The sequence below is a fragment of the Pengzhenrongella sp. genome (assembly GCF_036565025.1).
Classification (GTDB): domain Bacteria; phylum Actinomycetota; class Actinomycetes; order Actinomycetales; family Cellulomonadaceae; genus Pengzhenrongella.
Genome location: NZ_DATCNW010000166.1, coordinates 1 through 15,321, shown reverse-complemented (window position 1 = coordinate 15,321; position 15,321 = coordinate 1). Strand labels below are relative to the sequence as shown.

Annotated in this window: 17 protein-coding genes and 1 riboswitch; of the genes, 10 read left to right on the top strand and 7 right to left on the bottom strand. The window is 71.6% G+C overall.

The window, feature by feature from the left end; genetic code table 11:
- The first annotated feature begins 717 nt into the window (after window positions 1-717).
- Window positions 718-1,743, top strand: coding sequence for a LacI family DNA-binding transcriptional regulator (locus VIM26_RS09595; protein WP_331950526.1), 1,026 nt, complete (start codon window positions 718-720; stop codon window positions 1,741-1,743).
- Between the two features lie 43 nt (window positions 1,744-1,786).
- On the top strand, window positions 1,787-2,785 hold the full coding sequence (locus VIM26_RS09590; RefSeq protein ID WP_331950524.1) for an aldo/keto reductase family protein: 999 nt from the start codon (window positions 1,787-1,789) through the stop codon (window positions 2,783-2,785).
- Window positions 2,786-3,310: 525 nt separating this feature from the next.
- Here VIM26_RS09590 and thiD read toward each other — a convergent pair.
- The 3 genes from thiD to thiM are packed head-to-tail and all read right to left on the bottom strand — an operon-like array spanning window position 3,311 to window position 5,693.
- Window positions 3,311-4,207, bottom strand: coding sequence for a bifunctional hydroxymethylpyrimidine kinase/phosphomethylpyrimidine kinase (gene thiD, locus VIM26_RS09585; RefSeq protein ID WP_331950522.1), 897 nt, complete (start codon window positions 4,205-4,207; stop codon window positions 3,311-3,313).
- Window positions 4,162-4,854, bottom strand: coding sequence for a thiamine phosphate synthase (gene thiE, locus VIM26_RS09580; RefSeq protein WP_331950520.1), 693 nt, complete (start codon window positions 4,852-4,854; stop codon window positions 4,162-4,164). The genes thiD and thiE overlap by 46 nt, the downstream gene beginning before the upstream one ends.
- Before the next feature lie 5 nt (window positions 4,855-4,859).
- Window positions 4,860-5,693: a hydroxyethylthiazole kinase gene (gene thiM, locus VIM26_RS09575; RefSeq protein WP_331950518.1), complete on the bottom strand. Its 834-nt coding sequence runs from the start codon at window positions 5,691-5,693 to the stop codon at window positions 4,860-4,862.
- 181 nt (window positions 5,694-5,874) lie between these two features.
- Window positions 5,875-5,995: riboswitch (TPP riboswitch) on the top strand.
- 47 nt (window positions 5,996-6,042) lie between these two features.
- Between thiM and VIM26_RS09570 the strand changes: the two genes are divergently transcribed.
- The 8 genes from VIM26_RS09570 (at window position 6,043) to VIM26_RS09535 (ending at window position 12,953) form a co-directional block, all read left to right on the top strand.
- Window positions 6,043-6,660: an ECF transporter S component gene (locus VIM26_RS09570; RefSeq protein WP_331950516.1), complete on the top strand. Its 618-nt coding sequence runs from the start codon at window positions 6,043-6,045 to the stop codon at window positions 6,658-6,660.
- Window positions 6,661-8,271, top strand: a complete 1,611-nt coding sequence (locus tag VIM26_RS09565; protein WP_331950514.1) for an ABC transporter ATP-binding protein — start codon at window positions 6,661-6,663, stop codon at window positions 8,269-8,271.
- Window positions 8,268-9,053 (top strand): energy-coupling factor transporter transmembrane component T, encoded by a 786-nt coding sequence (locus VIM26_RS09560; protein ID WP_331950512.1) that lies wholly within the window; start codon window positions 8,268-8,270, stop codon window positions 9,051-9,053. The genes VIM26_RS09565 and VIM26_RS09560 overlap by 4 nt, the downstream gene beginning before the upstream one ends.
- A 154-nt stretch (window positions 9,054-9,207) precedes the next feature.
- On the top strand, window positions 9,208-10,476 hold the full coding sequence (gene eno / locus VIM26_RS09555; RefSeq protein WP_331950511.1) for a phosphopyruvate hydratase: 1,269 nt from the start codon (window positions 9,208-9,210) through the stop codon (window positions 10,474-10,476).
- The gene (locus VIM26_RS09550) at window positions 10,473-11,729 is read left to right on the top strand and encodes an MFS transporter (RefSeq protein WP_331950510.1); all 1,257 of its coding nucleotides are present in this window, start codon (window positions 10,473-10,475) and stop codon (window positions 11,727-11,729) included. Before eno ends, VIM26_RS09550 begins: the two co-directional genes overlap by 4 nt.
- Window positions 11,726-12,232, top strand: a complete 507-nt coding sequence (gene crcB / locus VIM26_RS09545; protein WP_331950508.1) for a fluoride efflux transporter CrcB — start codon at window positions 11,726-11,728, stop codon at window positions 12,230-12,232. Before VIM26_RS09550 ends, crcB begins: the two co-directional genes overlap by 4 nt.
- Window positions 12,229-12,582: a DUF190 domain-containing protein gene (locus VIM26_RS09540; protein ID WP_331950506.1), complete on the top strand. Its 354-nt coding sequence runs from the start codon at window positions 12,229-12,231 to the stop codon at window positions 12,580-12,582. The genes crcB and VIM26_RS09540 overlap by 4 nt, the downstream gene beginning before the upstream one ends.
- On the top strand, window positions 12,579-12,953 hold the full coding sequence (locus VIM26_RS09535) for a CrcB family protein (RefSeq protein WP_331950504.1): 375 nt from the start codon (window positions 12,579-12,581) through the stop codon (window positions 12,951-12,953). The genes VIM26_RS09540 and VIM26_RS09535 overlap by 4 nt, the downstream gene beginning before the upstream one ends.
- Window positions 12,954-13,001: 48 nt before the next feature.
- Here the strand turns inward: VIM26_RS09535 and VIM26_RS09530 are convergent, their stop codons facing one another.
- The 4 genes from VIM26_RS09530 to VIM26_RS09515 all read right to left on the bottom strand — a co-directional run.
- Window positions 13,002-13,289: a hypothetical protein gene (locus VIM26_RS09530; protein WP_331950502.1), complete on the bottom strand. Its 288-nt coding sequence runs from the start codon at window positions 13,287-13,289 to the stop codon at window positions 13,002-13,004.
- Window positions 13,289-13,849 (bottom strand): hypothetical protein, encoded by a 561-nt coding sequence (locus VIM26_RS09525; protein WP_331950500.1) that lies wholly within the window; start codon window positions 13,847-13,849, stop codon window positions 13,289-13,291. The genes VIM26_RS09530 and VIM26_RS09525 overlap by 1 nt, the downstream gene beginning before the upstream one ends.
- A 125-nt stretch (window positions 13,850-13,974) precedes the next feature.
- Window positions 13,975-14,253, bottom strand: a complete 279-nt coding sequence (locus tag VIM26_RS09520; protein WP_331950498.1) for a hypothetical protein — start codon at window positions 14,251-14,253, stop codon at window positions 13,975-13,977.
- Window positions 14,254-14,311: 58 nt separating this feature from the next.
- A partial coding sequence (locus tag VIM26_RS09515; RefSeq protein ID WP_331950496.1) for an alkaline phosphatase family protein occupies window positions 14,312-15,321 on the bottom strand: 1,010 nt, incomplete at its 5' end.

Genomic DNA, 15,321 nt, shown 5'->3' with positions numbered 1-15,321 from the left:
TCTGTGACGCACAGCACGAGGTCCACGACGGCCTCTCCACCGACCACAGACCCTCGAAGCCCCAGTTGCCCCTTCCCACCTGGGCGCTGACATCCAGATGAGCAAATCGCTGACATCGAGCTGAGCATTCTCATCCCCCTTCCCGGGCGGACCCGATCTGGTGTCGCGTCTTGACCCCCGATGCCGGGGAGGTTGCCGCGAGACCAGACCTGGCCCCCGGACCGGGTGCTCACCACCCTTCGCCCCGAGCAGCGACCATGAGCCGGTGGACCACGGCGGGGAGTCCAACCGGGTGATTCTCGACCAGTCGTGGCCGTACCCTCCATGTGGGTCAGTCAGGACGGCTCGTCTTCGACATGGAGATCGGACACGTCCCACCACACCTGCCGTTGGTCAACGGAGCGCTGGCGACGCTGACTCTCGATGGGAACACCCGGGAGATCCGGCAACGTCTCGACTGACCACCGAGCCAAGTGCGCTGAGACGAGGATCAGCGGAGCAAACACGAGGAATACGGACCACTTGATTAACGGTCACTACCAGCATGCCCCGTGTACTACGCGGGTGGGTTGGCATTCGGCCGCGGTGCGGACCCGAGGGCCCGAGTAGACCGTCTCCGCAGGCCGATTGATCCCGCTGTTCGCCCCAACATCGCCTGACGACCATCTTCGTCGCACGCGCTTGCAGGAAGCCGGATGAGAAACTAGTCTCTTGGCCATGTCCGCGTCCGCCCAGGCTGTAGCTGCACGCGCAGGGGTTTCTGTCTCAACGGTTTCCCGCGCACTGCGTGGCGTCCCGGGGATCGCGGAAGCGACTCGCAAGCGTGTGCAATCGGCTGCTGAGGAGTTGGGCTACGTGGCGTCGCCGAGTGCCTCGCGGCTGGCCACCGGGCGTACCCGGACGGTGGCCGTCATAGTCCCGCTTCTGGCGAAGTGGTTTTTCGCAGAGGTCATCGCCGCAGCAGGGCGGGTGCTGAGCGACGCGGGCTATGACGTGCTGCTGACCGAGCTGCCCACGCCTGCGAAGCGGGCCGACTTCTTCGCCGCCCCGCGCTTACGCGGACGGTCTGACGGCGCGTTGGTCATCGCGCTCCAGCTGACATCGGAGGAGCTCGAAGCCCTTCAGGGGCAAGGGCAGAGGGTCGCCCTCGTCGGGCTCGAACGACCGGGCGCCTCCTCCATCAGGGTCGAGGACCGCGACGGTGGACGCGCCGCGACCCGCCACCTGGTCAACCTCGGCCACCAGCGCATCGCCTTCCTCAGCATCGAGGAGGCCCCCGGGTCGACCCTGGGTGGCGTCCCTCCCGCACAGCGGCTGCTCGGCTACCGCGACACGCTCAGGGAAGCGGGCATCCCCCGGGACAGCGCGCTCGAGCTGAGGGTCGACAACACCACGGACGCCGGCGCCGATGCCGTTGCGGGACTCCTGAGCCTCGCGGAGCCGCCGACCGCTCTGGTCGCCGCGTCCGACGAACTCGCCTTCGGCGCGCTCGCCACGCTGCGCAGATCGGGCCTGCGCGTCCCTGACGACTTCTCGGTCGTCGGCTACGACAACCATGAGCTGGCGGCCACGGTCGACCTCACCACCATCGACCACGGCGTCGCCGAGCAGGGCCGGCTGGCCGCTGAGGCGCTGGTGACGTCGCTCGCGGGAGCATCGCCCGCCATCGGCCGCATCGCGCCTCGCCTCGTGGTGCGTGGCACCACCGCCCCGCCTCGCCACCTGCGCGCAGACTCCCGCTGAAACGTCGTCCGACCGACCCACAACCCCCAAGGAAGAGGACACCATGCAGTACCGCAAGCTCGGCCGCTCCGGCATGTACGTGAGCGCCATCGCCTATGGCAACTGGACCACCCACGGCGAGCAGATCGACCAGGACGCAGCCACGTCGTGCGTGCGCACCGCCCTCGACCTCGGCATCACGACGTTCGACACGGCAGACGCTTACGCGGGCACCCGGGCTGAGTCGGCGCTGGGCGAGGCACTGGAGGGCGTGCGGCGGGAGAGCGTCGAGATCTTCACCAAGGTCTACTTCCCGACCGGCGAGGGCAAGAACGACCGCGGCCTCTCGCGCAAGCACATCATCGAGTCCGTCAACGGCTCGCTCCGTCGTCTGCGCACCGACCACGTCGACCTCTACCAGGCGCACCGCTACGACTACGAGACGCCGCTCGAGGTGACCATGCAGGCGTTCGCGGACATCGTGCGCGCCGGCAAGGCCCACTACATCGGAGTCTCCGAGTGGACCGTCGAGGAGATCCGGACCGGCGCCGCGTTGGCCAAGGATCTGGGGATCCCCCTGGTCTCCAACCAGCCGCAGTACAACCTGCTCTGGCGCGTGATCGAGTCGGAGGTCGTGCCGGTCAGCGAAGAGCTCGGCCTCAGCCAGATCGTGTGGTCCCCGCTCGCCCAGGGTGTGCTCAGCGGGAAGTACGCACCCGGGGCTCCGGCGCCGGCGGCCTCGCGCTTCACCACCGACGGTGGCGAGCTCAAGACCGACCAGAACTACCTGCAGCCTGACGTGCTCGAGCGGGTCCAAGACCTGCGCCCGCTCGCGGACGAGGCCGGGCTGTCGATGGCGGCGTTCGCAATTGCGTGGGTGCTGCAGAACCAGAACGTCGCCGCGGCGATCGTGGGCGCCTCCCGCCCCGAGCAGCTGAAGGACAACGTGACCGCTGCCGGCGTCGTCCTCGACCCGGCCCTGCTGACCAAGGCCGACGAGGTCCTCGGCGACCTCGTGGAGCGCGACCCGGCCAAGGTCGAGTCCTTCCTCCAGCGCCCTTGAGCCCGGAGCGCGGTGCCTGGGTTCTGATCGCCTACGGGAGGGGGTGCTCGCGGGTCAGGCAGGACCCACAGGCCAAGGCCGGGTCTTGAATGGGGCGCAACCGTGCGTCCCTCCGCGCCGGTCGCGTCCCCGGCCGTAGACGTGCCGCTCGACCTCGACGAGGACATCGAGACGGTCGCTCAGGGCGCGATCGGCTGAGCAAAACCCGAGGAATACAGACCACTTGATCAACGGTCACTACCAGTATCGTGACCCGATTCACACCATGCAGCGACGAGAGTGACGCCGAGGACGGCACCGCCAATGGTCCACCAGCCCCCCGCGTCGATGAGCCGGTGGGGTCGGTGTTGGTGATTGGGGTTGTTGCCAGCCGGGTCGGGATGCGCTCGGGACCCCGACCCCGCGATCTTCCGGCTCGCCGCAGGTGTCGTGGAGGTCGAACAGGACGCCGCAGACACCGGCCGAGCCGCCTACTGGTCCGGCATCGAATCCAGGTGTCCGCCGCGAGGGGGACCCAGTGCAGCGTCAGTTGTTCCAGACTCGGTAGAAGTGATGCACCGGACCGGGACCGGCGCCGATGTCCAGGCGGTCCGCGGACGCCAACGCGCCAGTGAGCCACGCCTTGGCATCCGTCACCGCCTCGAGCCACGACGCGCGCTGGGGCACCAGCGCGGCGATCGCCGAGGACAGGGAACATCCGGTGCCGTGCGTGTTGCGCGTGGGCACCCGCCGGGCGTGCAGGAGCCGCTCGCCGTCGTCGTCGAGCCAGAGATCGGTGGCGTCGGCGCCGGTGAGGTGGCCGCCCTTGAGGAGCAGGCGGCGTGCGCCGAGGTCGCGCAGGGCGTGGGCCTGGGCTCGCATCATGTCGGTGTCCCGAGCCGGATCGACCCCGAGCAGCACGGCCGCCTCGGGAAGGTTGGGGGTGACGACAGACGCGTACGGCAGGAGCTCGCGCATGGCGTCGACGGCGTCGTCGGCGAGCAGGCGGGAGCCGCTGGTGGAGACCATCACCGGGTCCAGGACGACGATCGGGTCCGGGTCGACGACGACGGGTCGATCGCCGGCGCCACGCTCGCTCCTGCCGGAGCGTTCCCGCAGGAACGCCGTCACGGCCTCGATGGTCGGTGCGCCGGCGAGCATGCCGATCTTGATGGCGTCGACGCGCACGTCGGCGAGCAGGGTGTCGAGCTGGTCGCGGACGAACTGGGGCGGGACCACGTGGATGCCGGTCACGCCCTGGGTGCTCTGCGCGGTCAGTGCGGTGAGCACGGCCGTGCCGTAGACCCCGAGTGCCGAGAACGTCTTGAGGTCGGCCTGGATCCCGGCGCCGCCTGACGGGTCGCTGCCCGCGATGGTCAGGGCAACCGGGGGTCGGCTCACGTCGAGGTCGAGGTCGAGGTCGAGGTCGGCGCCGCCCGCCACTCGTCGTTCCCGTCCCACGCCCGCCGCAAGCCGGCCGTCGCGGCGCCGACGTCGCCCTGGCCGCAGATCGCGCTGATCACGGCGATGCCAGCCACGCCGCTCGCCCGCACCTGCTCGACCCGGTCGATCCCGATGCCGCCGATCGCGACGCAGGGCCACGGGCTCAGCGCGCGCACCGCGCGCAGCCGCTCGACGCCGCCCGGCGGGGCGTGGTCGGGCTTGCTCGCGGTGCCCCACACCGGTCCGACGCCGAGGTAGTCGACCGCGCCGACGCCGTGCTCCAACGCCGCCGCCACGTGCGCCGGATCCTGCACGGAGAGCCCGAGGTACGCGTCGTCGCCGAGGATCGCCCGGCACCCGGCGAGGTCGAGGTCGCCCTGGCCGACGTGCGCGCCGTCGGCGCCGATCGCGGCCACGAGATGCACGCGGTCGTTGATCAGCAGGGCGACCCCGGTATCGGCCAGGGCGGCCCGCACCAGGCGGCCCTGCGCGACGAAATCGTCGTCGTCGGCGGCGGGATCGCGCAGCTGGACGCACGTGACGCCAGCGGCGACGGCCGCCGCGACCGTGGCCGGCACGCCGAGCGGGCCGCACATCGCGGTGTCCGTCACGAGGTACAAGGACAGGTCCAACGGTGCGCGGGACACCGTCGTCAGGACAGCCGGACCCGGTCGGCCAGGTCCTCCGGGGTCAGCGCCGCGAGCTCGTCGAGCAGGGCGACGGCGAACGACCCAGGCCCGTGCGCGACGACCGCGGCAGCCTCCGCCGCGACAGTGAGGGTGCCGGTGGCGGCGACGGCAGCGAGCAGGGGGTCGTCGAGCACCCCGCAGAACCCCGCCATCAGCGCACCCAGCGCGCAGCCGACCCCGGTCACCTTCGTCAGCAGCACCTCGCCGTTGTGCACGCGCACCACGCGCTCACCGTCGGTGAGGTGGTCCACCACGCCGCTGATCGCGACCACGGTCGAGTGCGTCCGAGCGAGCGAGCGCGCCGCCGAGAGCGCCGCCTCCGGCGTGTGCCGGCTCTCGACGCCCTTGCCCCCGGACCCGCCGACGAGCGCCAGGATCTCCGAGGCGTTCCCGCGGATGATCGCCGGAGCCGACCCGGTCAGCAGGTCCAGCGCGATGCGGGTGCGCCACTCGAGCGGACCGACGGCGACCGGGTCCAGGACCCACGGCGTCCCCGCGCCGGTCGCGGAGTCGACCGCCCGCTGCATCGCGGTGGCCGTGTCGTCGTACGGCGTGCCCAGGTTCACCAGCAGCCCGTCGGCGACGGCGGCGAACGGGCCGGCCTCGTGGGCGTTGTCGACCATCGCGGGGTTGGCGCCCGCCGCGAGCAGCAGGTTCGCCGTCCACTGCGCCACCACGATGTTGGTGATGCACTGCACGAGCGGCGCGCGTTCGCGCAGGTCCGCGAGCGCGGAACCGACGTCGGCCGGGGAAATCGTGAACGTGCTCGAACGGCTGGTGCTGGAAGGTGCGGACATCCGCGACGTTCCCTTCGCTAGTACGAACTAGATCAGGTGCAACGGGTGTGCTCTCGCCCCGCGCAAAGCACGGCACCCCGCGTCGGTCGGAAACCCTACGTCACCGCTCCCGCGGCACCACCAACCGCCCACATCGGTGCAGCAGCCTGCCGGGAATCGTCGTACGATGGCGAGCGCAAGAGTTGTACGACAGGGGAGCGCCAACCGCAGATCTCGCGGTCGGAGCTGAGAGTGCGGTCCGCCGCAGACCCTCGAACCTGATCCGGTTAGTACCGGCGTAGGGGAGTCGAGTTCTTAGAGATCCAGCCGCCGGTTGGAACTCTCCCCTCCTGAACCCAGGAGGAATCTGATGAGCACGTCCGTCCCGCAAGCAGCACGCGCGTTGCCCGCCTCCCGCTGGCGCGTCGTGGACATCGTCGTCGCGTCCGTCGTGTCCGTCGCCGTCGGGGTGATCTTCTGGGGCTGGTCCGCGGGCTACGCGGGCGTCGCCGCCGCGGCCGTGGCCTTCCCGCCGCTCTCCGGGCTGTACGGCGGCGGATGGCTGATCGCGGGCGTGCTCGGCGGGCTGATCATTCGCAAGCCCGGCGCCGCCCTGTACTGCGAGCTGCTCGCAGCGATCGTCGAGGGCTTCCTCGGCACCCACTTCGGCTGGACCGTCGTGATCTCCGGGCTGATTCAGGGCGCCGCCGCCGAGCTCGGGTTCGCCGCGTTGCGCTACCGCCGCTGGAACCTGCCGGTCGCGCTGCTCGCCGGCGCCTTCGCCGGGCTCGCGATGGGGGTCAGCGAGAACCTGCTCTACAACGTCGCGTGGGCCGCCCAGTGGCAGCAGGTCTACGTCGTCTTCACGACCATCTCCGGCACGGTCATCGCGGGGCTGCTCTCCTGGCTCGCTGTGCGCGCTCTCGGCCGCACGGGCGTGCTCTCCGGGCTCGCCTCGCGCAAGGCCGCCTCCGAATCGGTCGTCTGAATGCTCTCCCCGCGCTCCGGGTACGGCGCGGGCATCCTCCGGCCGGCCACGATCACCGCGTCCGGCTGGGGCTGGCAGCACTCCGGACGTCCCGTCAAGGCTGTGCACGACCTCGAGCTGCGGATCGAGCCCGGGGAGCGCGTGCTGCTGCTCGGTCCGTCCGGCGCCGGTAAGTCCACCCTGCTGCACGCGATCGCGGGCGTGCTGGGCGACGACGTGGACCACGCCGAGTCCGGCCGCCTGCTGGTCGACGGCGAGCCGGCCGCGGCCCAGCGCGGCCGGGTCGGCCTCATGCAGCAGGATCCCGAGACCCAGGTCGTGCTGTCCCGGGTCGGCGACGACGTCGCGTTCGGCGCCGAGAACCTCTGCGTGCCGCCCGCGGAGATCTGGCCGCGGGTGACCGCCGCGCTCGCCGCCGTCGGCCTCGACCTGCCGCTGGACCACCCGACGTCGGACCTGTCCGGCGGGCAGAAGCAGCGCCTCGCGCTGGCCGGGATCCTGGCCATGCGACCGGGCGCGCTGCTGCTCGACGAACCGACCGCCAACCTCGACCCGGCCGGCGTGCTCGAGGTCCGGGACGCCGTGGTGCGGACCCTGGACGCGACCGGCGCGACGCTGGTCGTTGTCGAACACCGGGTCGCGGTCTGGGCCGATGTCGTGGACCGGATCGTCGTGCTCACGCCGTCCGGCGGCGTGCTGATCGACGGAACGCCCGCCGACGTGCTCACCCGCGCGCGTGCGGCCCTGGTCGGCGCCGGGGTCTGGGTGCCCGGCTACGTGCCGCCGACCCGGGTGCGCGCGTCGAGGCCGGGTGAGCCGCCGGTGCTGCTGACCGCGACCGACCTCGCCGTCTCGCGCGAGCAGGCCCGACGACGGCGCCCGGCCCCCCTCCCCGCGGCGTCGGGCATCGACGCCGTCGTGCGGGCCGGCGAGGCGCTGACCGTGACCGGGAACAACGGCGCCGGAAAGTCCACCCTCGCGCTGACCCTCGGCGGGCTGCTGCCCGTGCATGCGGGCTCGCTGGCCGCCACCGGCGCGCTGCGCGCCCACAGCCCCGCCGCGGCTGGGACCGCCGGGGGCACGGTCGGCTCGAGCCCCGCCGCCTGGAGCTCGGCCGAGCTCATCGCGCGTATCGGCACCGTCTTCCAGGAGCCCGAGCACCAGTTCGTCACGCACCGCGTGTACGACGAGCTGGCGTTCGGCCCGCGCCAGGTCGCCAAGGCGTCCGCCCGCCGCAGCCGGGTATCCCCGCCGGACAGCGCCGAGGTCACGAGCCGGATCGACGAGCTGCTCGAGCGGCTGCACCTGGCCCACCTCGTCGACGTCAATCCGTTCACCCTGTCCGGCGGGGAGAAGCGGCGACTGTCGGTCGCGACGGTCCTCGCGACCAGCCCCGCGGTGCTCGTGCTGGACGAACCGACCTTCGGCCAGGATGCGAACACCTGGGCCGAGCTGGCGTCCCTGCTGATCGACCTGCTCGACGCCGGCAGCGCCGTCGTCTCGGTCACGCACGACACCGAGTTCACCGCCGCGCTCGGCGGGACCGGCCTGCACCTGGGCCCGCCCGCCCCGCAGCTGGACGCGGCGACGACGAGCGGCGGCCGCGCATGACCACCCGGATCCACGACACCGCGCGCCTGGCCCGCGCCAACCCGATCGCGAAGCTCGCCGCCGCGTTCGCGCTCACCATCGCCCTCGTGCTCACCGTGGACTGGGTCTCGGCCACCGTCGCGCTGGCGTTCGAGCTGGCCGTGCTCCCGCTGACCGGGCTGACCTACGCGATGCTGATCCGCCGCGGCTGGCCGATCCTGGCGGCGGCCGTGATGGGCGGGTACAGCACCGCCCTGCTCGCGCCCGACGGCGGCGGCACGGTGCTGGACCTCGCCATCGTCACCTTCAGCGCCGACTCGATCACGGCCGGCGTCGCGATCCTGCTGCGCGGACTGGCGATCGCGCTGCCGGGCGTCATGGTGCTGACCTGCACCGATCCGACCGACCTCGCCGACGGCCTCGCCCAGAAGCTCCGCCTGCCGCACCGGTTCGTGCTCGGTGCGCTGGCCGCGATGCGCCTGGTCGGGCTGCTGATGGAGGAGTGGCGCACCCTCGGGATGGCCCGCCGGGCCCGCGGGGCCGGCTCGCACGGCGGGTGGTGGGCGCGGCTGGGCGCCGAGGCCTCCCAGGGGCTCGCGCTGCTGGTCCAGGCGATCCGCCGCGCGACCCGGCTGGCGGTCACCATGGAGGCGCGCGGCTTCGGGGGCGCGCAGCGCACCTGGGCGCGGGCGAGCACCTACTCGCGGATCGACGTCTGGGTCTACGCCGGCGGGGTCCTGGCGTCCGCCGCCGCGATCCTCGCGGCCATGGCGGCGGGCACCTGGAACCCCATCTGGGGCTGAGCGCGACGCTAGGCTGGTCGGATCACGGTGGTGGGGCTCACCTTCAACCGCGGCACGAGTGCCGCCAACGGTCCCTGGTCTTTTCACGAGGCACGAGGGTGGAGACTGCCGTGATCCCGCGACAGCCCAGCCTCCTCAGATGGGGGAGAACCTGATGAGCGGCACCGAAGAATTCTCGATCACGGACCTGCATGCGTTGGAGATCCTGGACTCGCGCGGCAACCCGACGGTGCAGGTGGACGTCCGGCTCGGCTCCGGCGCGACGGGTCGCGCCGGGGTGCCGTCCGGAGCCTCGACCGGCACGCGGGAAGCGGTCGAGCTGCGCGACGGCGATCTGACCCGGTACGGCGGCAAGGGCGTGACGGGCGCGGTCGCGAACGTCAACGGTGAGCTGAAGGACCTGCTCGCAGCTCGTGCCTGGTCCTCCCTCGCACAGGTCGACGCCGCGATGTCCGACGCCGACGGGACCGGCATCAAAGCGCGGCTCGGCGCCAACGCCACCGTCGGGGTGTCCATGGCGCTCGCCCGCGCGCTGGCAACCGGAGGCGAGCTCTACGAGTCCCTGACCCCCGGCGGGGTCGCGCCCCGACTGCCCGTGCCGCACTTCAACGTGCTCAACGGCGGGGCGCACGCACCCAACTCGCTGGACTTCCAGGAGTTCATGATCGCCCCGATCGGGGCGCCCTCGATGGCCGAGGCGGTGCGAGCCGGAGCCGCGGTGTACGCGAAGCTGCGCGGACTGCTCCAGGCCGCGGGATTCGCCACCGGCCTCGGCGACGAGGGCGGGTTCGCCCCCGATATCACCCGCCCGGAGGACGTGCTGGCCCTGCTGGTCCAGGCGATCGAGGGTGCGGGGTACAGCGCGGGCCGCGGCGGCGTCGCGATCGCGCTCGACCCCGCGGCGAGCGAGTTTTACTCCGATGGCGCCTACCACGTCGCCGGGGAGTCCCTCAGCAGCGCGGACATGACCGAGCGGTATGCCGCGATGGTCGCCGACTACCCGGTCTGGTCGATCGAGGACGGGCTCGCGGAGGGTGACTGGGACGGCTGGGTCGCCCTCACCGAACGGCTGGGCGGCACGACGCAGATCGTCGGGGACGACATCTTCGTCACCAATCCCGCGATCATCACCGAGGCGATCGAGCGCAAGGTCGGCAACTCGGCGCTGATCAAGCTCAACCAGATCGGCACCGTCACCGAGACCCTCGAGGCGATGCGGCTGTGCCGCGAGGCCGGCTACACCCAGATGGTGTCCCACCGGTCCGGGGAGACCGCGGACAGCTTCATTGCCGACCTGACCGTGGCGACCGGCTGCGGGCAGCTCAAGTCCGGCGCACCGGCGCGTGGCGAACGCGTGGCGAAGTACAACCGTCTGCTGGAGATCGCCGCAAGCACCGACCTGCCGTACGGGCTTGCTGAATGAGGTCGCGCCCACCTGCGGAATCAGGCACGGCCAAACCCCGGTGGTTCACCCGCGGGGTCGGCGCGATCGGCGCGGCCTCGTTCTTCTCCGACGCCGGTCACGAGGTCGCCACCAGCGTCCTGCCGACCTTCCTGAGTTCCACGCTGCACACCGGGCCGGGGGTCCTGGGGGCCATCGAGGGCATCTCGGACGGACTGATCGGCCTGAGCAAGCTCGCCGGGGGACCGCTGTCGAACGACCCCGCCCGGCGCGGGAAGCTCGCCTCGGGCGGGTACCTGGTCACGGCGCTCGCGACGTCGGCCATCGGGCTGACGACCGCGGTGTGGCAGGTCGCCGGCCTGCGGGCGCTCGCCTGGATGTCCCGCGGGATCCGCTCCCCGGCGCGGGACACGCTGCTGATCTCCCTGGTGCCGCGCGAGGCGTACGGCCGGGCGTCGGGCGTCGAGCGGGCCGGTGACAACGCCGGCGCGATCGTCGGACCGCTGCTCGCGGCCGCCCTCGTGGGGGTGGTGGGGATCCGACACACGATCCTGCTCGCGTTCATCCCGGGGATCTTCGCGGCGGTCGCGATCACGGTCGCGGCCCGCGAGGCCCGCCGGACCGTGGCGCCCGTCGAGGGGCGGCGCACGCTCTCGTTCAACCTGCGCGAGCTGCGCCGGGCGGGGCTCGCGCGCGCGCTCGCCCCGGTCGCGCTGTTCGAGGTGGGCAACGTCGCGACCACCCTGCTGATCCTGCGCGCGACCGACCTGCTGCATTCCGGCGGGCGCAGTCTCGCGGCCGCGACCGGCGTCGCGATCCTGCTCTACGCGGCGCACAACGGCGCCGCGACCCTCGGAGCGCTTGCCGGGGGACACCTCGCGGACCGCACGAACCCGCGCCGGGTGTTCGCCATCGGGTGCGTGAGCTACGTCGCGGGTTACGGTCTCTTCGCGTGGGGCTCCCACGCCTGGCCGGTGATCCTGGGCGCCTTCCTGCTCGCCGGGGCCGGCATCGGGTTCGCCGAGACGGCCGAGTCGACCGTCGTGGCACTGATGCTGCCCGACCACCTGCGCGGCAACGGGTACGGCGTGCTCGGACTGGTCCAGTCGATGGGGGGTCTGGGCGCATCCCTGATCGTCGGGTTGCTGTGGGCGGTGGTGTCCCCGACGCTCGCCTTCGGGTACGCGGCGGCCCTGATGGTCGCCGCGGTGCTCGCGGCGGGATTGATCCGACCCCGCACGACGTCGACGGAACGGGAGGTCGCGGACCAGTGAACGACCCAGTCGTCGAGGTGCCCGCCACCGCGTCCCTGCAGGACCGCTACGCCATCCGCCGACGCTCCGCGACGCGCCCGCCGGTCTGGGACGTCGCGCTCACGATCGCCGTCGGCGGGGCGCTCGGGGCGATCGCCCGCTACGCCGTGAGCACCGCATGGCCGCACCCGCCGGGCGGCTTCCCGTGGACCACGTTCGCCATCAACGTGACCGGGTGCCTGCTGATCGGCGCCCTGATGGTGGTGCTCACCGAGCTCGCCGGCCACCCGCACCGGTTGATCCGGCCCTTCCTCGGGGTCGGGATCCTCGGCGGGTTCACGACGTTCTCGACCTACACCGTCGACACCCAGCAGCTGATCTCCGCAGGCAACCCGGGCCTCGCGCTGGGGTACCTGTTCGGCACGCTCGCCGCGGCGCTGGTCGCCGTCCAGGTCGGTGTCGTCGCGGCGAGGCTGCTCACCCGTCTGCCTACTCGAAGAAGGCCCAGGAGAGGACGCGCATGAATCCCGAGGACAAGGCGCTGCGGCTGACGGTCTACATCGGTGAGGCCGACCAGTGGCACCACAAGCCCCTGTACAGCGAGATCGTGCACCGCGCGCACGCCGCGGGCCTCGCGGGAGCGGCGGTGTTCCGCGGGTTCGAGGGCTTCGGGGCGTCCCACCACATCCACACCACGCGCATGCTCAGCGTGAGCGAGCACCTGCCCGTCGCCGTCGTGATCGTGGACACCGAGGAGCGCGTGCGCGCGTTCCTGCCCCAGCTCGACGAGCTCGTCCAGGCAGGCCTGGTGATCCTCGACCCGGTGGAGGTCGTGCGGTACATCGGCCGGCGCACCCAGGCACCGGACTCGTGACGATCCTGCTCGTCGCGCTCGGCGCCGCGCTGGGGGCACCCCTGCGCTACTTCACCGACCGCACCATCCAGGCCCGGCACGACTCGGTCTTCCCGTGGGGCACGCTCACGGTCAACGTCGTCGGGTCGCTGCTGCTCGGGTTCCTGCTGGGGGGAGCGGCCGCGGGCGGCGTGTCACCCGCGGTGGTCGCGGCCGGCGGCGCCGGTTTCTGCGGCGCGCTGACGACGTACAGCACGTTCGGCTACGAGACGGTCCGGCTCGCCGAAGGCGGCTCGGTGCTGTACGGGTTCGGCAACGCGATGATCAGCCTCGCCGCCGGCCTCGGCGCCGCGTGGCTCGGGCTGACGATCGCCGGCGCCGTGTGGGGGTGAGCGGCTCGAGGTCGGGTCGATCCCGCCACCGCCCGCGCGGCCACCGCGCTAGCCGAACTCGAACAGGAACTTGATCGGCGCCCAGAGGGTCGCAAGGAGCACGCGAAACCACGACTTCCCGGATGCGCGAGCGAACTTGAACGAGAGATACACGTACGCGGTCATTCCGACCGCGAAGAACACCAGTGCTGTGAGGTCTAGCCACATCGGCAAGGTGACGAACCAATCGACGGCAAAAACGAGTCCCCCTACCGCACCGAGGAAGAAGGCCACGACGAGCCCGGGGGTGATCGGGACGGCACCCGAGGGTGTTGGCTCCGCAGAGGGCGACGACATCAGGACTGCCTCACAGCGCGAACCGGTAGTCGCCAGCGGTGGGCAAGGCCCACGCCGCCCGCGACACCCGCAAGAGCACTGATCGGCAACAGGCCGAACACCAGGTGCATCTTGTGGACGGCATCCTCGTTGCAGAACCGTCCAAAATTGACGTCGGAGAGGGAGTCCACGAACTCGGGCTGCGGATCGAAGTACGCGGTGAGCGCCGTCCCCTGGCACTGATCCATGATCGACACGTCGCCGTGCGGCCCGAACGCGAGAGCGCCGGCGATCACGACGCCGAGGAGAGCGCCGGAGAGGACGAGCAGGGGCGCCGTCAGGGTTCGGCCGGCCGCGGCGCGCTCGACGGACGCGCTGCTGGACTTCACCGCGACGACGACCGCGAAGGTGAGGCCGGCGACGGGCGCGGTCCAAGCGGCAACGACCGGCCAGGCGCCGCCGGTCGTTGCCGCCACCGTCGCTGCCACGAGAAGCGCGACCGTCACCGCGGCGACCAGGCCACGGCGAACTGCCGGCGCGGAGCTCGCGCGTCTCAACGTCCTGACCAGTGCCATTGCCATCCTCAACGATCCTGAGTGGTCGCTCCCGCTGGAGAATACGCAGAATCCGACGGCAACAGGACGACTGGCAGGCAACGTCACCCGGGCGAAACCAGGTCAGGGCCTCGCGCCGTCGACGCCGCGCGCTACAACGCGGCGCGGCGGTCCGGGGGAACGCCGACCGGGATCGTCGACGGCGCCCACGAACCGACGTCCGTGCAGCCCTCGGCGCAGTACGTGCCGCACGCCGGGCAGACCCACACCAGGTGTCGGCGCTCGCGCGTGCACGAGCAGGACACCGAGCGCTCGGACGGGCGCCCCGGGCCGTCCATCGTCCAGCGATGGCCGCGTGGGCAGCCGGCCGGGGGGATCAGCTGGTAGCCGCGCGGGGTGCGCCGCCATCGTGACCAGTCCACGTCCGCCATCGAACAAGTGTACGAGTATTTTGCGACGTACGAGGCACGGGTCCGGCAGGCAGCCCAGTCACTGGCCCTTCACGATGGAACCCGAGCCGATCACGGTGTGCTTGGGGGCGGGCATGACCGAACCGGCGCCGTGCACGGATTCCCAGATGGCTTGGTTGTAGACCTGTTCGTCGATCTGGTCCTCGGTGGTTGTGCTCTGGGCTCCCGACTGCTGCGCCATCGGCGCGGTGGCCCCGTTCAGGGTCCGCATGTCGTAGACGGGCCTGACCGCCGAGTAGGACGTGTTGTTCGGGGTCGCCGTGAACGACGCGCTCATCGGCGTCGCGAAGGCGTCGAACTGGGTCAGCGGCTGGATGCCGACGATCAGCCCGATGGTGCGAATCATCGACGCGGTGCTGTAGAAGGTCGAGTCGACCTTGCCCGTCTGGGTGTACGGGCTGATCGCCAGGGCCATGGTGCGGTGCGCGTCGACGTGGTCGGGACCGTTCTGGGCGTCGTCCTCGGTGACGAAGATCGCCGTGTCCTGCCAGATCGCGGAGTGGGACACCGTCTCGACCAGCCGTCCCAACGCAAAGTCGTTGTCCGCGACGTAGGCTCTCGGGGTCGGCTCCCCGACCTGGGTGGCCCGGGTGTGGTCGCCCGGCAACCGAACGAGCTGGACGGTGGGCACCGTGTGCGCGGCCACGTTCGCCAGGAAGTCCCTGGTCCACTCGTCCACCCGAGCGGTCCCGCAGCTGGTGACCAGCGGCGGGAAGGTGCCACTGGAGTCCGGGCAGTTCAGGTCGAATCCGCGGTAGCCGTGGTCGGTCTGGGCGTTGAGGACCGGGTCGTGGGCATTGAACACACCGGCGTCGTTCTGTACGTACAAGCCATAGTTCCGGAAGCTGACCCCGCCCGTGGCGAGCCGCTGCCACAGATAGGCGTCGCCGGGCTGCTGGGCGGCGATCTCCGGGTCGCCGCTCTCGCTGGGGTACGGGGCCTTGCGGCCGGAATAGCTGGCCGGCCACATCTGCTCGGCGTACGGATTGGAGTTCGCCGAGACCACCCAGTTCCAGCCGTTGGCGCTCA